This window comes from Paenibacillus sp. FJAT-27812, assembly GCF_001273905.1.
Classification (GTDB): domain Bacteria; phylum Bacillota; class Bacilli; order Paenibacillales; family Paenibacillaceae; genus Pristimantibacillus.
The window spans coordinates 4,365,376-4,388,546 of the sequence record NZ_LIGH01000001.1 but is presented as its reverse complement, the minus strand read 5'-3'; the positions used below and the strand labels follow the sequence as shown (position 1 = coordinate 4,388,546).

The following is a 23,171-nucleotide window of genomic DNA, read 5'->3' as shown; positions in this document are numbered from 1 at the left end:
CTTTTGTGCTCGAAAGGGGCAGTTATGGCTCATCCTGATGCTCTATTTTCAATAGTTAGCTCTATCGAATCGTCGTCCTGCCTGCAAGATCGGATTGATTACCGCTCATATTATAAAGGCTTGATCCTCCACGCGGACGAAGCATGTTTCCAACTACCCGCAGCCCCTGCTTTCTTGTAATGAACCGCGATAGCTGCGCTCCGATATAATTTTGCACGCCTGGAACCACATATACCTTCCCATTCTTCAATGCGCTTAAAGCAACCTCAACCACTCTCTCCGGCGTATCTTTTTTCCCGACAGAAGCCGCCTCAGTCCCAACCACATTAAAGAAGCTCGTATCCGTCGAGCCCGGGCAAAGCGCGAAAAAGGTTACGCCGCGTTCACGGTTCTCCCAATATAACGCTTCAGTGAATGACAATACAAAAGCTTTCGTCGCCCCATAAACCGCCATATAGGGAAGTGGCTGAAATCCGGCGGTTGAAGCTACGTTTATGACTGTACCTGAGCCTCTTCGCAGCATGTCCGGCAAAAACAAGTGGGTCATATCGACGACAGCCGCTACATTGAGCATTACCTCTTCATGTTGGCGCTCGCCTGACACCTGATCAAACAAACCATGCGTAGCAAAACCCGCGTTGTTGATCAGCAGCTCGATCTCCACCTTCCTGAGCCGGCATTGCTGGTACAGCTCGCTTGGCGCTCCCTCTTTCGAGAGATCCACTCGAATCACCTCGGTTTTAATGGGATACGTTTTTTTTAGCTCAGCCGCCAGACTCTCCAGCTTGCTTTCCGATCTAGCCGCGAGTACCAAATGGCAGCCTTGTTTGGCTAGCTGCCTTGCGAATTGCTCTCCAATACCGGAGGAGGCTCCCGTGATTAACGCCCATTTTCCTTGAAAAGTCATATTAGTGCACCCCTTTGGTTACTTTGTTTTAGTTCGGAAACACTGTTACCGAATGATCACATTGTAACCAGAGCTCGTTATAAAGTCAATCTCGTTTTTTTCGTACATCACCGCCTCGTTGACAACTGCCTCTCAACTGTATAATATTCCTCATATAACATTCAGAAACGTTGTTTCCTAACAAAAACACGATAACCGAAGGTGATACGTATGAGCGGTCAAGATACCTCCTCATCCCATACAAACGCACGAACATTAAAAACCTACCAAGAAGCCCGCTTGCAAAATCATGAGAATCTGCGCAAGCTTGTTGTTGATGCCGCGGCAACGCTTTTACAAGAAGAGGGCCCGGAAGCCGTTACGGTGCGCCGAGTATCTCAGAAGATGGATTGCTCGACAAAAATCATTTACAGCTTGTTTGTCAATAAAGAGGGTCTTGCCCAGCAGCTCTATCTGGAGGGTTGCAAAATACTCGCCAGCGAATTCGAGAAGACGCAAAGAAGTGCCGATCCGTCCCAGTATTTTTACAATATAGGCGAAACTTACTGGCAATTCGGGCAGCGTTACCCGGGCTACTATAAGCTGATGTTCGGAGGCGCTTTCGCGGATTTCAAACCGGACGAGGAAAGCTTGCAGGGCACCGTAACCGCCATGCGGCAATTATTGATCCTCTTCAGCTCTGCTCAAGAACAAGGGCTCCTGCCTCGTCAATATGATACGGAAGCCGTAGTGAGTATCGCTTGGGCATCGCTTCATGGCGTAATCCATCTTTACTTTGGCGGGCATTTGGGAGATGTCCAATCGGCACATGCCGTGTACACGAAGACGCTCACGCTGCTTGTCAGTTCGTTGCTTCCGGAACACTGAGCGAGTGAGGCTTGGCATACGCAAGAAAGCTGCCGAAAAATTTTCGGCAGCCTTTTTGTTATCTTTTGAACAACACCGGAAAGTAGTCGTTCGCAAAAGCTTGCCCATGTACGGGGCGCGGCCCGAGCAAGCGAATATTGTCATGGCGCTGAACGCCGGCGCGGTAGCTAGTGCCGCCTTGCATCACATGCGCAACGACGGACAGCCGCGGATCATTCGTCCGGTTAGGCCCCGAGCCATGGAACGTAAGACCATGATGAAAGCTTGCTTGGCCTGCTTTTAAGATGCATGGCTCCTCCACCCAATCGCGGCCTCCCGAATACTTCTGCTGTAACTCCTCCATATTTTGATTAAAAAATGAGTCGCTGTCTGGAATTAGCCCCCACTTGTGCGATCCCAGAATCGTCATCATGCCGCCGTTCGTTAAGTCGGTGTCCTGAAGAGCGATCCAAACGGTAATCATATCGGGCGTATTCGAGCATTGCCAATAGCCATAGTCCTGATGCCATCCCACATTGCCGTCCCCGGAAATTTTATTGCCAATACCCGGTTTGTAAATAATCTGATCATGCCACAAACGAATTTCATCCGAACCGAGCAAATCGGCTGACAGCTCTCCGATCAACGGGTCCGTCACGACCTTGCGCACCTCATCGTTAATCCACCAGCCGTTATCCAGCTTGCGCAGCGCGTCCGGGTTATCGCTTAGCCGAAAATGATTCATCGGTTGCCCGTCGCCGTCATAATCGCCTGACCAGATCCGGCTATGCGCTTCGCGCAGCCGTTCGATTTGCGCATCGTCAATCAGCTTTGGACTGATCCAATACCCGTTCCTATTAAATAATTCCTTGTCCTGCTCCGTAATTTGATACTTGCGTTCCGCTTGTAAAGTCATTGATAAATCCTCCTTCTTTGTGCTTGCCCTCATCTTAACCTTTGCAGGCACCGTTTGACGTTCCCGTTATTACGAAGTAGGATGAGAAACATGGAACGCATATAGAAACATAAGAGGAGCTTATCATCATGCCAAAAGAGATTTCCGATACTGAACGATTGCTTTCATTAAGCGGCGGTCCAGACTCCTCTCCCCGCAGCGCTCGGTGGACATACGACGTAGAGAATAATGCGCGCATTCCCCTTGTACCGGAATTCGTTTTGTTTGGCAGCGACGAGCTGCGCAAAGCGCTGCCGCTCCACGAGCATGAGCATCCAGGCTGTTATGAATTCGTGCTCATTGAGCGCGGCAAAGCGAGCTGGGAGCTCGAAGGCGGCCTCTACGAAACACAGGCTGGTGATTTGTTCCATTCCCGTCCCGGCGAGAAGCACCGCGGAGGCTTCGACGTTATCGAGCCCTGCAAGTTTTGGTGGTTGATTATTAAGGCTCCACACGAGCATGGATGGCTTCGGATGGCGCCGGAAGAGAGCATCGTCTTTCATCAAGCCCTCTCGAGGCTGCAGCGCGTTTCACAAATTGGCTTGCCTCCCATTCAATCGTTCAAGAAGTTAAAAAAAGCGCTCACGATAGAAAGCCCGCTTAAAAGCACCGCTGTACGAAACGCTATAATCGATATACTGCTAGCCTTTATCCAGCCTCATGACGGCACTCATTCAATCGCGCCAGATCTTCTGCATCAATTTAATCGTCTCATCGCTAAAATGGGCCAACAACCGGATTGGCGTCCTACTGTTGATGAGCTCGCTGCCTCTGCTGGCGTCAGCGCATCCCATTTCTATCGCACCTTTCAGGAATATACCGGGGAGCCGCCGATCACTTTCGTCGAGCGGCTTCGCGTGAAGGCAGCTTGCCGCCAGCTAGCGGAATCCTTAGACTCCGTAACGGACATTTCGTATCGGCTTGGCTATCAATCAAGCCAGCATTTTGCGACTGTGTTCAAGCGGTTTGTAGGCGTGACGCCGACCGAGTGGCGCAATAGCCATAGGGTATCAACAAAATAACAAAGATCGCCACTCGACGGTCTCTATTTTATACGTTCAACAGCATTACCTTGCTTTACCCCTTTATTGCCCCGATAAGAGCGCCCTTCACGAAATACTTTTGCAAAAATGGATAAACGCACAAAATAGGTACGGTCGCTACAATAATCGTCGCATACTTCAATGTGGCGGACAGAGCGGCCGCATCCATATCGGAAGCGCCAGTAGCCATGCTGCTGGCTTCGCCCTGCAGCAAAATTTCACGCAATATTAATTGAAGCGGGAACAACGCTCTTTCCTGCAAAAAGATCAGCGCATAGAACCACGAATTCCAGTGGCTTACGCCGTAATAGAGCAGCATAACCGCAACAACCGGCAGCGACAGCGGCAAAATAATACGGAACAATATCGTAAAATCATTGGCGCCATCGATTTTGGCCGATTCCTCAAGCGCGTCGGGAATAGCTTCAAAGGCTGTTTTCATCAAAATCAAATTGAACGTGTTTACAGCTTGCGGAATAATCAAAGCCCATAAGGAGTCGGATAGCCCCACCCCTTTGACGGTTAAATAGAGAGGGATAAGCCCGCCGTTAAAGAACATCGTAAAGACAAGGCCCATCATAATAGGCTTGCGGTATTTAAGGCTTTTGCGCGACAAGGCGTAGGATCCGAAAGAAGTCAGCAAAATGTTAATCGTTAGGCCCGCCACTACGATAAAAAGGGTATTCGAGTAACCTTTTCCGATCATCGGATTTCGGAGCACATTCTCATAGGCCTCGATCGAAAAACCGGCTGGCTTCCATAGAAACCCGTTATGAGCCATAAGCTGACCCGCATCGCTTAAAGACGCGAACAATACATAAACGATCGGATATACGGTTGCCATCATCATGATTAACAGAAACAGTACGTTTCCGATATCGAAAATCTTCTCTCCAAACGTTGCTCGATTCATCTTGGTGTACCTCCTACCACAAACTCGTTTCATTCCATTTTCTGCTTATCCAGTTAGCCGTTATCAATAACGTAAAATTGACAAAGGAGTTAAACAGGCCTACGGCCGAGCTGAAGCTAAAGTTGAAATCCTGAAGGCCCACCCTGTAGACATAAGAGGAAACGACGTCCGCCGTAATATAGGTGGTCGGATTGTAGAGCAAAATGATTTTCTCAAACCCTACATTCATCATGCGGCCGATTTCCAAAATTAATAAAATAATGATGGTAGGCAAAATTCCCGGAACCGTCACATGGATGAGCTGCTTCCACCTTCCGGCTCCATCCATTCGCGCCGCTTCATATTGCTCGTTATCGATGCCTGTCAGCGCTGCCAAATAGATAATCGTCCCCCAGCCTATATTTTGCCAAATGCCGGATGACACATAGATCGAACGGAACATGTCCGGCTCAAGCAGGAAGGTGACGCGTTCTCCCCCTATCCACGCGATGAAGTCGTTAATGACCCCTTCGCTGGAAGTGAAGTCTTTAATGATGCCGCATATCACGACTAGAGAAATAAAATGAGGCATATAGGTAATGGTTTGCACAGCCCGCTTGAAAAGCGTATGTTTCACTTCATTGAGCAGCAAAGCCAAAATAATCGGTGCGGGGAAACCAAAAACCAATTCATAGAAGCTGATCATGATCGTATTCTTTATCGTTCGCCAAAAATAAGCGCCGGTAAAAAAAGTCCGGAAATGCTCAAACCCTGCCCAGTCGCTCCCTAAGATGCCAAGCCGCGGAGAGAAATCCTTAAATGCAATTAATGCTCCATACATGGGCCCGTAATGAAAGACCAAATAATAAAGGATAACCGGCAGGAGCATCATATAGAGCCATTTGTTTTTGCTTATATCAAGCAAGATGCCCGTTCTCTTCCTGGGTAAGTATGCAGGGGCGGTTTTTATGTTTGGCGCAGCCATTTCTGCTTCACTCCATTCTTGTTGGCCGGAAGGCATGAAGCGATTCGCCAGCTGCCTTCCGCATGAGATTTTGGCATTTAACGCTGTTTGTAACGATCGTACGCGTCCTGATAGATTTTTGTTATTTTTTCGATGCCCATGCTCTTGATCTGTTCTACGTACGCGTCAAATTTTTCGATCGGCTCTTGGCCCATAATAAACTTCAGCAGCATTTCCTCCTTATAGCTCGCAATAGCTGTAATCAGCTTCGCAACCTCTTTGGATTCATCCAGCGTCGGTGTAATGAATGCAGGCATAATATGGTTCGCTGCATCGGTATCGGACCAAATGACCAAAGTCTCGTCCTGCTCCTTGAACGAATTGAAGTTATTTTTGCGGGCATCGCCATTATACGGGCCGTTAGGCTTCGTATACTGGGAAATCATTTGCTGCAGCGTATATTGCGGATCTTTCGTAATTTTTTCCGTATACGCCAGCGTACCGTTGTTGTTCGTGTAGCTCACGCCTTCAATACCGAAGTTGAAGAGCATGGCGCCCTCTTCGCTGTATGCGTAATCAATCCATTTCACCGCAAGCTCGGGATTTTTGGAATCTGCCGAAATCGCCTTGCTCGCAATCGGATTATAATAGAAGTCCCTATGGCCGATAAATGCTTTTTCTCCCTTGTTCAGCGTAGGATAAGGGGCAGCGACCAACTGGAATTTCTCGTTTTGTTTTTTGCCCGTCTCCATCCATCGGCCCATGCCGCCGCTTAGCAAGCCAACCGTTGCGCCGGACGCGTTGCTCATCATTTTGCTGTCAAGGGATTTGGAGTCGTTGTTCAGCGCAAAATCCTTATCGATCAAACCTTCCGAGTACCATTTGCGAAGCAAGGCTATCGCGTCCTTAAATTGCGCGTCGATCGGACCGTACTTCACTTGGCCTTGATCATCGATGTAGAACCGGTTGGCCGTTTTATACGCGCCAATGAACGCATCTTGGATGTTGAATTCCACGCCGTATTGCAATGTAAACGGGGCGGTTGCTCCCTTCTGCTCCTTAAAGGCCTTCAACGCCGTGTACCATTCATCAATCGTAGTCGGCACAGGCAGGTTCAATTCATCCAGCCAGTCCTTCCGGATCATCGGACCGCGGAATACGGTACCGTTCTCGGGACGAATCATCGGGAAGACGTAATAGGTGCCGTCGTCCGTTTTCAGCATTTTGTCCAGCTCGGGATTCTCTTTCAAAATTTTCTTTAAATTAGGCGCGTATTGGTCGATCAGATCATTCAAAGGAAGAATGACCTTATCCGCAATCGCCTTGTCTGGCCCGCCCGGATAACCCGTATTCCAATCGTATTCAATGACATCCGGCAAGTTATTGGAAGCGATCAGCAGGTTGAATTGCTCCTTCGCCTGACCGTCCGCGGGATGCGAATATTTCACCTTTACGCCGGTTCGCTTCTCCAGCTCTTGGCCAAAAGGCGAATCAGCCAAGTTAGGATAAAAGGTAATTAGATTCGTATTGATCTGCTCCCAGGATGTTAGCGTGTCATTTGTTTCAATCGGATAAGTAACCGCTTTCAAATTATCAGTCTTTGGCGAAGCCGCCGGTTCAGCCTCGTTCTTCTCGTTCTTATTTCCGGAACAAGCCGCAAGCATGCTGGATACGAGACAAATCGTTACCGCCATTCCTATGAAGCCTCTAATCCGTTTCTTCATTTGAATCCCCCTACTCGTTAATGGTTGCCTTGCCCATTCATTGTGCAGCAAAATCAAGCGGTTAAGATATCTTCAAAACTAGAAATCGACCTTCAAAATCAGCAATAATGGATCTCTAATATGTAAACCGTTCATGCAATTCGCCAAATGACAAGTAAAAACGGCTTTGCCGCCTCTGTTCAAAGGGCGAAGCCGTTTTTCAATTTTACAATATATCCTTATATTTGCCCGGGGTAATGCCTTCATATTTTTTAAATATTCGATTGAAGGTATTAATGTCGGAGTATCCCACCGCTCTGGCTATTTCCGTTACGGATAGGGAGGTCGTCCGTAGTAGCTGCTTGGCGCCTCCGATGCGCGTTTTGTTAATGAACTCAAGAAGCGCCTCTCCCGTCTGTGCTTTGAACTGCTTCGACAGATAGGAAGGGGTCAGATCGAAGGCTTCACCCAGTGCGGTAATATTCAAATCATCGGAGCTGTAGCGCTGCTCCACATAAGCGATGACCTGTTGACTGAGCCGGCTGTTTTCGCTGCTTTTCTCATCCTGAATGGAGTCGCATACTTGCTTTAGAACTTCACTGATTTGGACCTGCATTTCTTTTATCGTCTCGCAGGCGAACAATTGATCCACCGGATTAATCTGATCCATCAAGTCTCTTTTATCGCTTGATCCGATTTCGCTCAAGGTTTTGAGAATCGTGCTGATTAAATCAAATAGGAGGCATTTGGCAAGCGGAACCGATATCGCGGCGCCCGATATATTGATTTCTACAATCTCGTCGAGCATCGCCTTCGCTTTATCATAATCGCCTGTTTTGATTAGATTGATCAATTGCTGCTCAATATGCAGCGGATAATAGTAGCTCCTAGATTCCCGGGTTGCTTCCGACAGGTCGCCGTACCGAATAATTTCTCCGCTTCCCATGACTAGGCGGTACTCAAGCGCAGTCATTGCCTCTTGATAGGCCAAAGCGATCCCTTCCAGCTGCTCATGGACATTGCTGACCGCAACCGTCAGATGAACACCGAATTGATCGCGCATAAACACTTTAACCCGCTCCGCTATAGCCATTAATTCGTCGTCATCGCGGTATTGCTTGAAATTGATAATGCAGGCTTGCAGGTTGTCGATCTCGGTCGTGTAGGCCTGATGACTGCCTTCCACCACTTCTTCGGCCACGTTCATCACAAGAAAGTGCACCAGCTTTGCCTTCGGAAGATCGATGAGGCCTGACACTTCAAATTTACCGTAATGATCGACGGAGAACAGCAAGGCAGCAAATCGGTTAGAAGCGAGCGTAATCGCATGAACCTCAAGCGACTCCTGCATTGGCATATGCCCATCAAGCTGCCCCTTCAACAGCCCTTGAAGAAAATGGGAGCGAATCGAATTTCGATGCCGCTCAAATCGTTCCCCATTCTTTTCTTTCTCTGCAAAAGTATCATCGAGCAGCGTTTTTAAATAACCGAACTCATTCGAGCCTGCCTCAAAGGAAATGCCCGAACGCGTAACTAGACTTCGAATCAGAGTATTCATCGGGTTGTAGTTCCGTTTTAAGAATAAATAAGTAACAATTCCACCTAAGAGAAGGCTGAGAATGAGGCTGATATAGATTAAATTTTTTACGAGCTTCATTTTCTCGTCAAATAGGTTAGCCGGAATGAGCGATATATATTTCCAGCCCGTTTTTCCGGAAACCGTATAGGAAACGGCTATTTTTTGTTTTCCTGTGCCTTGATAGAACATCCCGCTTGTGCCCTTTAATTTCTCATTCGTAAAATCAGCGGAGCCGTATGCATTGCCGGTCGAAGCGATCAAACGGTTTTCCTTATCGAGTATAACGATGGAAGCTTTGTTGCTGGATGATATATTCGCGAGCAAACTGGAATCCTTAATAATAAACAATAAGACGGCGCCCTCCTGCTCCGAATTATCGAGGGTAAGCGAGCGGGCGTACATGACGGCCTTCGATGCTTGTCCATCTTCCCTATAAGTGATCGGCACATATTCATTCGTATACCGTTTGCCGAAAATCGCTGTCCATCTGTTTTTGTCCATCCCATCGGTATGCATCATTTCGAACAGCCTTTGACTGTCCAGATGCTCCCGCGAGGAAATGACCGTATCGCTGTTTTTATAATAGACATAGATCTCTTCTATGTAGTCGTTAGCCATTTTATAGATGCGCAAGTCCTTTGCAATTCCGGTCAGCGTGTAATAATCAGGATCTTGGATAGGGGCTTCAACGTCAAGAAAACCGGCAAGCCGATTGCTTAACGTCATTTCCGTGCTTAGCCGCTCAATATCCAGAAGATTGCTGTCAATCGCTTGCTCCATCTGATTAAGAAGAGATTCATTGGCCCGGTTAACCTCCGACGCTACTACATGCCAGGTCGCCGCATATATAATTCCGCTAATAATAATCGGGACTAACAGGACAGATATGTATGAAATTAGCCAAGTAATGATGATGCTGTGCGTACGGAATTTGATCATAGCCATAACTCACCTTGAACCCCCCGACCCATGCTGAAGCTACTGTAACATTTTTTGTATTCGACACCCTTCTTGTTTTCACCTGCCGTATGCAGCGCCTAGTCTTGTACCAGCCCAATTGTGATTTTTTTATCCCCCGTTTAGATTTAAATTTTGCATATAAAAAAAGGACCTCTTCCCCACCTAACAGTGAGTTATGAGGTCCCCTCGTTTGCTCCTCCACAATCTGCGATTGGAACTAATCAGGCATGGGTCGATGGTGTAAATGAGATCTTCGGCGGACAGAGAATCCTTTATTTTTTCTATATCAACGATTATTGTGCAGTTCGCGGACTCAGGTTCCGTTAATCACTTCAGAAAAGCAATTAAACCCCGTTTAAATGGAAATAAAGGATCTCCTGTCCGCTTGTTACGCCTACATGGTCAAAACGCTAATATAACGGAACTACAGTCCTCTCTTTACAAATTCATCGATTACGTCTGCATTAACCAGAGCATAGGTTGACGGATTACCGTGTTCCGGCGGATTTCCGGAACTGTTGAATCAGGAGCCAAGGTTAGCCATAAATCCAAGTAACGCACATCTTGAAAGGCAAGTCCCGCATAAAGCATGAAGGACATCCGTACCGGCCAACTTTCGAAATGCTCGATGTCGGGCGGGAGCGGCCAACTCGGCTTATTCGCCAGATAAGGATACAAATAATCAAGACCGAGCCGAATTCCCCTCCCATCCGGAAGACGGAAACGCCATAAATCATCATCCGGCGTGGACAGCAATTGACAAAGCGTTGCCATATTGTCGAGCACAAATATCGAATAGCCGTATGGCTTCGTGCGTGCCAGCTCGAGCGGGAAGCTGCCGTCTGCCGCCATTTGCGAGGGCAGCAAAATACGTTTGTAACGCTCCCTGCACATGGCCATCACGGCAGCATTGCCCGTATACGATGCGAATGCGGCTGCTTGCACGGTCCAGCATACCGCATGGTTGTTCGATGCATCCCGTTCTTCCAGACCGTAAGGATGCGTCAGCATCCATTCAAGATAATCCGCAAACCACCTTCTCAGCAATAACCCTTCACGTTCTGAGAGCGCCCCTGCCGCTTCAATCACTTCCGCCGCAGCAGGGACATCGATTAGATGAAGCGTATCAATGATGCCAAAGCCACGTCCCGGGCAAACGCCAGGAATCGCCTGAGCATATCGGAGATGCGGGTTCATGCGGGTCGATGCATCCAGGAAAAAATAGCGAAGAAACGCCGCCGCTTTGTCCGCGTAAATACGACGGCCTGAAACCGCGTAACCCGCCGCAAGATTGGCCGTATGCGTCCGCATTTCGCGAAGCGCTTCGCGATGCGCGGTGAATGCCCCTGGGTACGATTCGCCATCCCTTCGGACGTATGGCAACCCGTTTGGCGTAACCGGATTAGGCCACCAATAATCGCCATTGGAGTAATAATCGTGCTTGCCGCCTGGGCTTAACGCCGATCGGCATTCCGTAATGCCGATCAATGGCGCTTCCAGCGAGCGGTCAGCCTTCGCCTTTACTTCTTCCAGATCCGTTCGCCATTCGCAAAGCGTATCCATCGTCAGCACCTTGTACAAGCTCCCCTCGCAACAAATTTACTCGGCAGTCCAGATTGGGATTCCGTACAGCCTCCACGGCTTGAAGCCTCCGAAGTACCCGCATAAATGCAGCTCTGCCGCTACAGGACGAACCTGCGGCAAACGGTCTCCGTTACCCAAAGCGGGATTGCCCGCTGCTTTCACTCCAGACAATACAATCTCTTCCCCTTTAGCCAGCATCAATTCAAATCGCCCGTCCCCTAGCGGAATCGCCTTCGCTCCACCGCTTGCCGTTACGCTTGCCCCGTCAGTCATATCAGTTATTAGACGACAAGGCATTCCGGCCAAGCTTTTGACCCGAATCCACGACGTCTTTCCGCTCGAGCGTAACGCGCTGACAAGGAAAGCCCCCTCTGCGCGCAGGTCATGGAAGGCTGCTTCCTTCCAAGTGCCAGGCAGCGCCGGAAACACGCGAATCCATTCCCCCCAGCTCTGCAGCAGCATATCATGTATGGCTTCCGCGCCCGCGAGCGGCGACTCGATAACCGGTCCGGCCTCCTTGTACATCGTGTTTGATTTCAATATATGGAGCAGCGATTTCAGGTAAGCGTGCGCTTCGTCTCCTAGACCGATTGTTGCCGCAATGGAAGACGCTCCCGTGAACGTAAAGCCGCGCAAGTCTCCTTCCCTCGAAAACCAGTGGCGAAGCGAGCGATTTATGAGTGCCCTCTCTTCCTCTGAGTCCATATTCGCAGTATGCAAAGGAAAAGCGGCCATCAAATGGCTGAAGTGCCGATGCCCGAACGCTAGAGGCTGTCCCCGGCCGATCATGTAACCGGTCTCGTCCACGGGAAGAGGAGCGAGACGCCCTAGCGTTTCCGTCCACTCCTGCCGCTCGGCACCTAGCCCCGTTGCTTCTGCAATCCCGTCACGCTCTGACGGTTCGCTTATGCGCAGCAGCGTGCGGATTCCCCATTCGAGCAGTGCGAGATCATAATGAGCGTCCGGCACCGTCAACTGCAGGAATGAGCCGTATTCCGGTGAAATAGTCGGCGGCAAATGAAACAGGCCGTCCTCACCTTCCGCCAGCAATCGCATATGGAAGCGTACAGCCCGACGCAGCAGCGGATACAACAATTCCTTCAGTAAATCCGCATCCATCGAATATCGGTATTGGCGCCACAGATTATGGCATACCCACAGCAGGTTCCCCTTCTCGTCATCGACGGGGCTAACCAGATCGTAGCTGCAGCTCCGTCCGAGACCCGCTGAATCCTGTCGGTACTCCTCGGGTACATTCAAGGCCAATTGATCAAATTGCTCCCGGAATGCTTTGACCAGCGACATGCCAAGCTCTAACCGATTAGACGCATAGACGGGAGAGTAAGACATCTGCACGTTCATGTTGAACCAAACGCCCGGCCAAGGCGATGAAGTAAGCCAAGGTCCTTGATTGTCGATCATCATGCCGTCTGACCGTGTCGCCGATGCGAGCTTATACATTTGAATCCAATAGAAGCCCTCCAGCTGCGTGTCGGGAATCGAAAGGAAGCTTTGCGGATAATAGGCATGCCACCAGCTGCGATGCTGCGAAACCCACGCATCCCATGGCTGCCGACGTGCAACGTTTACCGCTTCCATTGCTTGCTCCGCTGAGGTTTCATTCGCGCCGTTCATGACCGACAAATAAAGAATGCGCCGTCTATCAAATCCCGTTGAAACTCCATCCAGCTCTATCTCGGCCCAGGCAGTCGCGCAGCCGCCTGTCCCATCGGGCTTGAATGCGGTTAGGGCGATCTCGATGCCGTTCTTGACTGACCTTGTAACTTCCTCTTCCGGAATATATTGATTCAGATTGCGGCCGTCCGCATTGTGCAGAATCGGATCAACTTCCGAATAGGGATACCACCGGAAGGCTGCACTGCCTTCACCTTCCGACGTCTCCAGCTCCACCGCCATGACCATTTCACGGCTATGCGCGATGGCTCTTAGCTTGACGGCTCCAGCGGTCGTCGTAATTTCCGCCTTAAGCTCCGCATCCCATAAATGAAGCCGCATACTGGTCGGCTGATAAATCCACCCTGCCAGCTCCAAATGCAATTCGCCAATCGGCACACGGGGAGAAAACCCACCATCCGGACGTCTTGCCGTCACATCTGTTCGCCCTAGCACGAATCGAAGAACATTTCGTTTCAAACGGTGTTCCTCGCCGTAAACCATAGCGCCAAGCCAGCCGTTGCCGATAAAGGCGCCTTGATCCCAGGAAACAGGCTTTACCGACCAAGTCAGATCATGCCTGCCTAAGAAGGATGACCAATCCAGCCTCGTATCGATCATATATTCCACTCCTTTTCTACGTTCGGACGACGCTTACCCACCTTGTTACAATACTAAGCCCGCGCCTTTCAATCCTTCCGATATGACGCATACAGACGCAACGCCGCCTTCGGCATATTCCGCTTGAATCGACGCTCTCCCATTCGCCAGCTGGACATATCTGCTTCCGCGGGCTGTCCCGAGATTGTCGATCAGCCTGCCTTCGCCAGCGAGCGAGAACCGGATAAAGTTAGCAGCGTCGGGACAAAACCGATCTTTGCTATCGAATGCTTCGACCTCTAGGAGCACCGTTCCTTGCGGAAGCTTCTTTGCGGTCATCCGCAAGGAAGCCGGCTCCGTCCAACGCTCCGTTTGGTAATCGAATTGCAGTTCATCCGATACCGTAACGCCGTCCTTTTCCGCCACGACTCGCAGTGTGTTAACGCCACTCTGAAAAACAATATCCCAGCTTAGACCCGCGCAAGGAAAGCTTTGCGAATCACGATTTTTCCTGCCGCAGCTCTTACCGTTTATAAACAGCTCTGCTGTTTGGCAATTGGAGTAGATACGCACCTTCTTCCTCTCGCCAATTCCTCCCCACCTTGTCGACCATGAATGACCGTAAATACGAACCATCGGCTTATCGCTCCAGTAGGATTGGAAAACATAATACGCCTCTTTTTTCGTCAAATCACGCTCGACAACACCTTTTTGGTTGACGTATGGTACCGGATTATCCGGCCTGAGCGGCGTAGAGAAATCTTTGAATACCCATTGCGCCGTTCCTGTCAGCCAGTCCATTTTCTCCTGCGTCTTCAAATGCCAATCGATCAAATCGCAAAAGTAGGTCTCTGACCAATCGCCGTCTGCCGACACGCGCGGGTCTCCGCCAGTCATTAAGAAGTCGCCGTCACGCTCCTCCGCAGTCGCTTCCGCTGAAATCGTTTGAAATCCGGTGTATGGCTGCTCGGCATGCCTGCCCGCCATCGCGTCAGCCCCCCATTCCATATGGATGAAGCGGCTTGTATGCTCGAAACCGTGGCGGCTGTAGTCCTCGTATTTGGGATAAATGCCTCTGTACCAGCCGGCCCATATCGAAGGCGAATAAACATCGACGATGTCCTTGCAAAACTCGCAGCGCCTAATGCCCGTTACCCGATGCGGATCGCGCTCATGGGCAAGATCATGCAGCTCCTTCATGAAAACACGGATTTGCTCCTGATCGAAATAGTCAAAGTCGCCTTCCCAATCGTTCTCGTTGCCGAGTCCCCAAATGATTACCGACGGATGATTGTAATGCTGCTCGATCATCGCCCCAAGCATGTCACGGCATTGGCGCTTGTAATCATCATCGCCTAGACCGCCGCGGCACCAAGGGATTTCTTCCCATACTAGAATGCCAAGCTCGTCGCATAGGTCCAGCACCAATTTTGACTGCTGATAGTGGCCTAGCCGCAGAAAGTTAACCCCCATATCCTTGATCAGCGCAAGCTCTTCTCGGACCATGTCGTCTGTCATGGCAGCGGCTACTCCCGCATGATCGTCATGCCGATGCGTTCCCCGAATGAGCAGCCTTGTACCGTTCAGCAGGAAGGGGCCTTTTTCTACAAATTCATAGAACCGGACGCCAAACCTTTCAACAGCTTCGTCAATGCCATGAATACTCTCGAGTCTAATCTCGCAAGTGTATAGGGAGGGATGCTCGGGACTCCATAAGGAAGGCAAGCGAAGCTCGAGCGCCGCGCACTCCTGCATGCCTTCCCATGGCAATGCTTCAATGGCGAACCGCTTTACCTCATTTCCAGAAGGGTCGCGAACGACTCCGGCCAAGTGAAGCGGCGACTGCTTTTGCTGCGGATTGTAAAGCCTTGCTTGTATTTGGACCGTAGCTTTTTCCCGCGAATCCGTCTTAACCGATATATGCACGCGGTCCAGCGATACGCTCGGCACATATGCGAGATGCACGCCGCGATACAAGCCCCCGTACAGATTAAAATCGCTGATGTCCGATGGAATCGTCTGAAGATCGCGGCTGTTGTCGGTCATGACTGCGATCGGCACTTGCCCGTTAAAATAAGGAATGCTTTTGGCACGCAGCGCAGCATCGGTAATGTCGATCCTAAATTCATCATAGCCGCCAATATGCTTCCCTACTTCTTCTGTACCGACGTAGACGGCAGCTCTTTGCCCCGCACCTTCGAACCGCAGCAGCGTCCTCCCATCCGGGTAGGGGCTGCTCACATCAAGTCTTGTTCGATACCAGCCCTGCCCCTGATAATATTTGACATCCGGATCAACCGAATCATATTCGTTAAAGCAATGCGGAAGACTCACCATTTCCCAAGGAAGATGATAGATCGTCTGCTTTAGCTTATCTTCCCGCCATACTTCAAACACCCCGCCTAGGCAGCCTCGGTAATGTTCCCAGCAATTGGTTAGATTCAATGTTTTCATCGTTCACCTCTACGTTTGATCAATTGTGCTTCGTCTATTAAAAAATACGGCGCTTCCAACCCATCAGCTTGGCGACCGCTTCGATATAGTAATAGTCTCCATAAATAAGCGAGACGTTAATATTGGAGTTTGCCGGCTTATTCCCCGTTCCTTGCAGCAGGATGGCCTCATGCTCAGGGCGGTCCCAAGTGCCATAGCTAGTAGTAAGCGATTGCAAGATCCGCTCAGCCGCTTCGCGATATGGACGGGCCTGTATCTCGGGCAGCGCTTCCGCCAGCTCGATTAACCCCGAAGCCGCGCATGCAGCGGCCGAAGTATCACGCGGCTCTTCGCCGAGCGACTCTGCCGCGCGAAAATCCCAATGCGGGATGCTGTCGGCTGGAAGCATCGCCATAAAATAATGCGCGACCCGCTGCGACGCATATAGATATTTTTTATCGCCCGTATAGCGATATACATTTGCCAAGCCGTGCAGCGCCCAAGCGGCCCCGCGGCTCCAAGCGGAGTCCGGTCCCGCGCCTTGCCCGCCTAACGATTCAATGACTTCGCCTGACGATGGATCAAAGCTTACGATATGATTAACCGATCCGTCCTCGCGAATAAAGTGCTTAATTATCGTATCTGCATGCGTTCTGCCAATATGGGCAAAACGCGGATCGCCAATCTCCTCGGCCGCCCAGAATAAGACGGACAAGTTCATTGCCGAATCGATGATCGACCAGCCCGTCTTTTCTTGGTTCCATGCACGCAGGAAGCCCCCCGCCAGATTAAAACGGCCAGCTAGGAAATTCGCTGCGGCCAAGCCGCGGCGTTTGCCGTCTTGATCACCCGTCACCTTGTATTTCATAATCGCCGAAGGCAAAAACTGAAAACCGACGTCATGGTGGAAGTTGTTGTCCTCCATCATTTTACGTTCAAATCTGCCGTCCCACTCCCAAGCCGCTTCCTTGTAATGCTCCTTGCCCGTCATGTCATGCATGATCCAAAGAATGCCCGGCCAAAATCCTGCCGTCCACCAATCGAGGCGCATATCGTCATAGATGCCGGTATCTTGAGGCGCAACATGCGGCGACTTGTCCCCCAGCTGCCCAATCATCCGATCCACTTTTTGCTGCAGAGATTCCCAAAGCGATTGAAGCTCCTCCTGCTTTATTCGACTGTTCTGCGATAACAAAGTACCCATTTCCCATCTCCTCGCTTTATTCCCGAATTTTAATAAGGCAGAAACATTTTTTCATGAAAGTTAGGAAGCTTGTTGACTTATACTTCAATATTCTTTCTTTTATAGTAGCAAAAAAAGAACGACACTAGTTTTGTGCTCTTATGATAAAATGTTGCTATATTACGATTTAACGGGAGCGTATGAGATGAGAATTTTAAATTATATGAATTTGTACAGCCACCCTGTCCAGCTTTCTTTCCTAAAGGATCGAACCGATGAATTCGTTGAAGTCTACCATGCCCATCAAGGGATGGAGCTGTTATATGTACATGAGGGAAACAGCCAAGTTATCGTCAATCAGCAGATCGTCAAGCTGGCTCCGGGCTGCCTCTTCTTCTTCCGTCCCTTCCAGCTGCATCGCATACAATTGAAGCTCGGGCCGGGATCCCGCTATATCCGATCGTTATTCGTCTTCGAGCCTTCCAAGCTTGATGAGTATCTTGCTCCTTTCGCTTCACTGCGCTCGTTTTTCCACCGGCTATGGAAGGAGCCTCTGGAGCAAGCGCAAGTATTTGAAGGCTTGCCGCAAGAAGCTTTCCTCAGCTTGTTCGAAAGCTATCGCGAGCGCATCGCGAATACACAGGCGGAGCTTCAACTGGAGGAGGAAATGCTATTCCTCATTTCGCTGCTGCATCAGCTAAAGCCATTCGAAGCCCCGCAGCAGCGCAAAGACCCGCTGCAGATGCGGAGTTTCTCCATAGCTGAGCGGGTAATGGGCTGGGTTGAGCAGCATTATATGGATGAGTTTGATCTGAGACAGCTCGCCGATGACATCCATTTGACTCCCAATCATGTATCGGCAGCCTTCCGGCAAAAAGCGGGCACGAGCATTACCGAATATTTGACCGCCCGCCGCATCCGCCAAGCCTGCTGGCTCCTTAAGATGAGCGACCTATCCATTCAGGAAGTGGGACAAGCGATCGGACTGACGAACAGCTCCTACTTCTGTAATTTGTTCAAAAAGCATGTTGGCTTAAGTCCGAATCGCTACAGGCATTCGGTAGGCTGAAGATAGCTGTGAATCTTTAGCAACACTATGTCCGGCGCATATAGGCGCGCACCGTGATAGGTGCAAAGACCGCCACAATGACAGCAGCTCCGATGAGTGAGATGCCAAGATCCCAGCCTACAGTTCCTGTGTTGGCAAGTTCTCGGACGGCGGTGACGAGATGCGAGATCGGATTGACGTTAACAAACCATTGAAGCCAGTTCGGCATCGTATCAACCGGCACGAAGGCGTTGGACAGAAACGTAAGCGGAAACAGCACAAGCATCGAGATACCCTGCACGCTTGAGGCCGTACGCGCAATGACGCCAAAGAAAGCAAAAATCCAGCTTATCGACCAGGAGCAGATAATGACTAGAAGCGCAGCGATGGCGACGCTGCCGAGCCCTCCATCGGGCCGGTAGCCCATAATATACCCCATCGTAAAGGTAAGAACAGTCGCAATGGTATACCGGACGGTGTCTGCAAGCAAAGCTCCCGCGAGCGGAGCTATTCGCGCGATAGGCAGTGACTTGAATCGGTCGAACACCCCTTTATCCATATCCTCACGCAATTGGACGCCGGTGACGATTGAGGTTGTGATCACAGTCTGCACGAGAATGCCCGGAATGATGACAGGCAAATAGCTCACCACGTCGCCTGAGATGGCGCCGCCAAAAATATAAGTAAACATTAAGGTGAAGATGATCGGCTGAAGCGTTACATCGAACAATTGCTCAGGCGTACGCCGAATTTTAAGCAAACCCCGATAGGCCATTGTCAACGAGTTTCGTATCGTCTGGCCGAAGCTCGTGTAGTTTTTCAGCTTGCGATCGGCAACCGTTCTCACTGTAGGACTGCTCATACGCTAGCCACCTCTTTCTGATTCGATTCATCAGACGCCAGTATCGCATCCTCCTTAACACCAGTGCCTGTAATGTTTAGAAACACCTCATCGAGGGTCGGCTTCTGCACACTCATCTCGGTCAAGTGAATTCCCGCTTCGCGGAGGGCGTTAAGCAGATCTGTGACACGGTCAACGTTCGCTATTGGCGCAGTAAGCTTTCCTTCTTCGTCCAGCACATTAGCCTGAATTCGAAGCACCTGTTCAACTGTTTTACGGGCGGCCTCGATATCCTGTGGATTTTGGAGTCTCAAATGCAGCGACGAGGAACCGACTGACGCTTTTAGTTCATCCGAAGTGCCCTCGGCGACGACTCGCCCATGATCGATAACCGCAATCCGGTCTGCAAGTTGGTCAGCCTCTTCGAGATACTGCGTTGTTAGCAGTACAGTTGATCCCGTCTTCACCAACCGGCGGATCGTGTCCCACATCTGCGCGCGCGTTCGCGGATCCAGCCCCGTCGTTGGTTCATCCAGAAAAAGAAGCGGCGGCTGTGCAATAAGGCTTGCTGCCAGATCGAGCCTACGGCGCATGCCGCCGGAGAAATTTTTGAGCGGCCGTTTTGCCGCCTCCGTCAAACCAAATTCCTCAAGCAGCTCCCCTGCTTTTTTCCGCGCCTCTGCACGTCCCAGACCTAGCAGCCGTGAGAAAATGATCAGGTTCTCGGTAGCGCTAAGCGACTCGTCTACCGAAGCATACTGACCGGTCACCCCGATCAGTTGACGGACAATCTGCGCCTCCTTCAACACATCATGTCCAAAGATTCGCGCCGAACCCGCATCCGGCCTTAGCAAGGTTGCCAGCATTCTAATCGTAGTCGTCTTACCCGCTCCATTTGGACCAAGCACGCCGTAGATCGAGCCTGCGCGCACGTTCAAATCTACGCCATCCACCGCGCGAAAGCTGCCAAAAGCTTTAACGAGTCCGCGCGCTTCGATAGCCCAATCGCCATTGTTTGGCTCTTTTTTCTTGTTGTGAGCAAAATCCATTGCCATTCCTCCAATATCAGATGATATGGTCATTCTAACTCATGTTTTTAAACAGAATTTAAACGAGTGTTGCGATGTAATTACCCTCTTATAGGGAAAGGGCATACCCGTTCCCTTCCGTCCGTTCAGCAGCTGTTCAGACTGAACCCACGGGCTCGCCTCTAATAAAAAAGTCCACGAGCTTAATCGTGGACTTTCTTAGTTGGTGGAACCTTTTTGGCTTTAATTAATGAATTTAAGTGTTTGCATCATGCGATAAACAATGGTGGCGGATTGCGCTCGATCTGCTGATTTCAAAGGGGCAAATGCATTGCCCTCAAGCCCGTTGACGATTTTCTCTTGAATCGCGATGGCTGTCGCATCCTTCGCCCAAGCAGCAATAGAGGAGCGATCCACAAACGAATTCAATAACTGATCTTTGTCACTTGCCGCCATGCTGTTCACATATCCTGCATGCTTCATAGCGTTGTACATCATAACGACCATTTCCTGCCGCGTGATCTGTTGATCCGGACGGAATGTATTATCCTTATACCCGCTGACAAGCCCAGCTTTGACAGCTGTAGAGACAACGCCGGCATACCAGCTGCTCTTCGGCACATCTTTAAACGTTTGATTGCCCGGCGTTTCAGGCAGAGCACCCAAAGCACGAGAAATCATAGCCGTAAACTCTGCGCGAGTAACTTTTTGATTCGGACGGAATTTCCCGTCTGGAAAACCGGAGATAAAGAACTTGGAAGCCAGCGTCTCCACTGGTTTCTGTGCATAAGTGCCGAGCACATCGCTGAATGTTTTCACATTTTTAACAACGGAATAGAGCGAGTTGCCTTTACGAAGAATACTCGACAATACTTCACCGTTCGAGTTCGTTGTGAACAGCGTTGGCAGCGGATAGAATTGATTCGTCGAAGGATCGAAATAAACACCCGAATAATGACTGAAGTCATCCCCGGACGCTTGAGGAATCGTCAAAATATGCTCCGTATACGAGCTGAATTGGTTTAGCTCCACATCCTTTCCTTCCAAATCCGCCACAATTATAAAATCAACTGGAGCAGCTAACGATTGCGCGCCCGATTTGGCAAAAATATCATTGATGCCTTGCGTCGTTTTTTCATCTGGCGTAGAAATAATGATTTTAATCGTAAAATCACTCTTCAAATTGAGCTCAGCAGCCTTTTCTGTCAATGTTTGAACTGGAAAAGATATTTGGCCAACCTGTGTATTGAATTGAATGGAAGCGTTGCTCGCCTTATCCTTCAATGACTGAAACATTCCCAGCGTCAAACTTACTTCCACTTGCTGCCCGTTTCCGGCAACGTCCACTACGACGGTTTGCTTCTCAACTGGAGATGCTGCAACGTCTTTGTTGATAAAATCGGACAGCTTCTTCTTGTCCAGCTGCGCCTTCACAACCGTTTTGCCGTCTACCGTCACCTGCTCAATTTTTGCAACATCCGCAGGAGCATTGATTTTGTTTGGTGAAGACGTCGTTGGTGTTGGCACGACTACAATAGGACCCGGAACTGGACCAGGACCGCCAGGACCGCCAGGACCGCCGGGCGGCGTCGAAACGATTGTAACATCGAAGTTCTGATTAGCAACGTTTGAACCGATACCTACAACTACATGGTGTTTACCGGCGGAAGCATCGAACGAAAGTTTGAATTTGACGGAGTAGGTACCATTCGTTACCTGTACCGTATCGATAAATTCAACTACGTTCTTCGCATTGTCAATTACTTTTACGACGACTTCAGGATAAAGAGCAGTCCCGCTGATCACAATTTCTTGACCGGGTTTCACCGAAGCGATGCTGTCAACCGTCACTTGGGCAGTTGCGGCTTGTACGGAGTTCACCCCGGCTAAGTTGCCCCACAAAATTGCGGCAATGATAATCAGGGCAAGCCATTTCTTATTCACTGTTGTTTCACTCCTATGTGTTGCAGCCAAATTTGGTTATCCCGCAACTTGGCTGCATCTCAAAATGATTGTCTTTTACTTGCTTAGAACGATTTTGTCAGCCAGCGGTGTACCGACATTATCTGTAGCCGTGTTAATTTGATCCATAATCAGTACATTGACCTTATGATCTTTTGTAAATGCGGTATTGAATTGTGCGGTCAAGGTTGAAGCGGATTTGCCATCATACTCTAACGCTATGATGCTTACAGGAGTATCTCCATTCATAAGTTCGAAAATGACGTATTTGGAACCGGAATACGTTAGTCCTTCGGTTGGTGTTACAGTCACCTTGGCTTCAATACCATTTTTCGTATCCAGTCCAGTACCAGAAATAACGTACGGCTTGGCATTTTCTGCTGCAAATGCTGCAATGACCTTAGCGCTTTCCTCAAAGCCGGCGCGGGTTACTGTAATTTTCACAGTTCCAGCCGCAGCGCCAAGCTGCGTAATCTGCAAGCTGGCCGATGTTGCGCCGCTTGCTACAGTAGCCGTTTTGAGCAAGTTACCCGTAGAGCTGTAAACTTTCACGATATCCCCAGCTTGGAGATTGCTCACGAGTATTAAGTCATCTTGACCCGTGACGTTGTTTGTAACCATGATGTCCGATCCGATTGGAGCCGATGTTAGAACGTTCTTCAGTACGGTTAAATTAAATGTTCTCTGTTCCGTAGTGCCGTTCTTCGTAATGGTAGCCGTTAAAGTAACGGAAGCGTCACCGAAAGCATTAGCCGGACGATTCACGGTTCCGTTTGCTGCAATAACGGCTGTGTTGCCAGACGACCAAGTGATGGTTGTACCATTCGTTCCCGTTAATGGGAGCGTCAATTTTTGCGTCACGGTAGTTGCCGTATCAACGCCTGAATATACAATGCCAAGCGCTGCTTTGTCAGCCGCTACGGATTCCGCATCGTTAAACGACGTTTCTTTAATAACCGTCACATCAAA

17 protein-coding genes are annotated in these 23,171 nt (G+C 49.8%); 3 read left to right on the top strand and 14 right to left on the bottom strand.

The features are described from left to right. Nucleotides 1-61: 61 nt before the first annotated feature. The gene (locus ADU23_RS18405) at nucleotides 62-907 is read right to left on the bottom strand and encodes an SDR family NAD(P)-dependent oxidoreductase (protein WP_053375061.1); all 846 of its coding nucleotides are present in this window, start codon (nucleotides 905-907) and stop codon (nucleotides 62-64) included. Between the two features lie 210 nt (nucleotides 908-1,117). Between ADU23_RS18405 and ADU23_RS18400 the strand changes: the two genes are divergently transcribed. After that, nucleotides 1,118-1,774 carry a TetR/AcrR family transcriptional regulator gene (locus ADU23_RS18400; RefSeq protein ID WP_053375060.1) on the top strand — a complete coding sequence of 219 codons (657 nt, stop codon included), beginning with the start codon at nucleotides 1,118-1,120 and terminating at the stop codon, nucleotides 1,772-1,774. Between the two features lie 58 nt (nucleotides 1,775-1,832). Here the strand turns inward: ADU23_RS18400 and ADU23_RS18395 are convergent, their stop codons facing one another. Next, complete coding sequence (locus tag ADU23_RS18395) at nucleotides 1,833-2,669, bottom strand: phytanoyl-CoA dioxygenase family protein (protein ID WP_053375059.1); 837 nt, start codon at nucleotides 2,667-2,669, stop codon at nucleotides 1,833-1,835. A gap of 128 nt (nucleotides 2,670-2,797) precedes the next feature. Here ADU23_RS18395 and ADU23_RS18390 point away from each other — a divergent pair, with 128 nt between their 5' ends. Next, nucleotides 2,798-3,730 (top strand): helix-turn-helix domain-containing protein, encoded by a 933-nt coding sequence (locus tag ADU23_RS18390; protein WP_053375058.1) that lies wholly within the window; start codon nucleotides 2,798-2,800, stop codon nucleotides 3,728-3,730. A gap of 55 nt (nucleotides 3,731-3,785) precedes the next feature. Here the strand turns inward: ADU23_RS18390 and ADU23_RS18385 are convergent, their stop codons facing one another. The 8 genes from ADU23_RS18385 to ADU23_RS18350 form a co-directional block, all read right to left on the bottom strand. Next, complete coding sequence (locus tag ADU23_RS18385; protein ID WP_053375057.1) at nucleotides 3,786-4,664, bottom strand: carbohydrate ABC transporter permease; 879 nt, start codon at nucleotides 4,662-4,664, stop codon at nucleotides 3,786-3,788. Between the two features lie 13 nt (nucleotides 4,665-4,677). Next, nucleotides 4,678-5,628: an ABC transporter permease gene (locus ADU23_RS18380; RefSeq protein WP_053375056.1), complete on the bottom strand. Its 951-nt coding sequence runs from the start codon at nucleotides 5,626-5,628 to the stop codon at nucleotides 4,678-4,680. A gap of 77 nt (nucleotides 5,629-5,705) precedes the next feature. Then, nucleotides 5,706-7,331 (bottom strand): extracellular solute-binding protein, encoded by a 1,626-nt coding sequence (locus ADU23_RS18375; protein WP_053375055.1) that lies wholly within the window; start codon nucleotides 7,329-7,331, stop codon nucleotides 5,706-5,708. 205 nt (nucleotides 7,332-7,536) lie between these two features. Further along, nucleotides 7,537-9,834: a helix-turn-helix domain-containing protein gene (locus tag ADU23_RS18370; protein WP_053375054.1), complete on the bottom strand. Its 2,298-nt coding sequence runs from the start codon at nucleotides 9,832-9,834 to the stop codon at nucleotides 7,537-7,539. 468 nt (nucleotides 9,835-10,302) lie between these two features. Then, nucleotides 10,303-11,412 (bottom strand): alginate lyase family protein, encoded by a 1,110-nt coding sequence (locus ADU23_RS18365; protein WP_157266153.1) that lies wholly within the window; start codon nucleotides 11,410-11,412, stop codon nucleotides 10,303-10,305. Between the two features lie 36 nt (nucleotides 11,413-11,448). Next, nucleotides 11,449-13,728, bottom strand: a complete 2,280-nt coding sequence (locus tag ADU23_RS18360) for a glycosyl hydrolase family 95 catalytic domain-containing protein (RefSeq protein ID WP_053375052.1) — start codon at nucleotides 13,726-13,728, stop codon at nucleotides 11,449-11,451. Between the two features lie 45 nt (nucleotides 13,729-13,773). After that, nucleotides 13,774-16,161, bottom strand: a complete 2,388-nt coding sequence (locus tag ADU23_RS18355; protein WP_053375051.1) for a glycoside hydrolase family 2 TIM barrel-domain containing protein — start codon at nucleotides 16,159-16,161, stop codon at nucleotides 13,774-13,776. Between the two features lie 37 nt (nucleotides 16,162-16,198). Continuing rightward, nucleotides 16,199-17,344 (bottom strand): glycoside hydrolase family 88 protein, encoded by a 1,146-nt coding sequence (locus ADU23_RS18350; RefSeq protein ID WP_053375050.1) that lies wholly within the window; start codon nucleotides 17,342-17,344, stop codon nucleotides 16,199-16,201. Nucleotides 17,345-17,528: 184 nt separating this feature from the next. Between ADU23_RS18350 and ADU23_RS18345 the strand changes: the two genes are divergently transcribed. Next, nucleotides 17,529-18,392 (top strand): AraC family transcriptional regulator, encoded by an 864-nt coding sequence (locus tag ADU23_RS18345; protein WP_053375049.1) that lies wholly within the window; start codon nucleotides 17,529-17,531, stop codon nucleotides 18,390-18,392. Nucleotides 18,393-18,417: 25 nt separating this feature from the next. On the opposite strand, the gene ADU23_RS18340 is transcribed toward ADU23_RS18345, so the two are convergent. The 4 genes from ADU23_RS18340 to ADU23_RS18325 all read right to left on the bottom strand — a co-directional run. After that, complete coding sequence (locus ADU23_RS18340; protein WP_053375048.1) at nucleotides 18,418-19,233, bottom strand: ABC transporter permease; 816 nt, start codon at nucleotides 19,231-19,233, stop codon at nucleotides 18,418-18,420. Beyond that, nucleotides 19,230-20,261, bottom strand: coding sequence for an ATP-binding cassette domain-containing protein (locus ADU23_RS18335; protein ID WP_053375047.1), 1,032 nt, complete (start codon nucleotides 20,259-20,261; stop codon nucleotides 19,230-19,232). Before ADU23_RS18335 ends, ADU23_RS18340 begins: the two co-directional genes overlap by 4 nt. A 222-nt stretch (nucleotides 20,262-20,483) precedes the next feature. Further along, nucleotides 20,484-22,184, bottom strand: coding sequence for an S-layer homology domain-containing protein (locus ADU23_RS18330; protein ID WP_053375046.1), 1,701 nt, complete (start codon nucleotides 22,182-22,184; stop codon nucleotides 20,484-20,486). A gap of 75 nt (nucleotides 22,185-22,259) precedes the next feature. Then, a partial coding sequence (locus ADU23_RS18325; protein ID WP_331459265.1) for an immunoglobulin-like domain-containing protein occupies nucleotides 22,260-23,171 on the bottom strand: 912 nt, incomplete at its 5' end.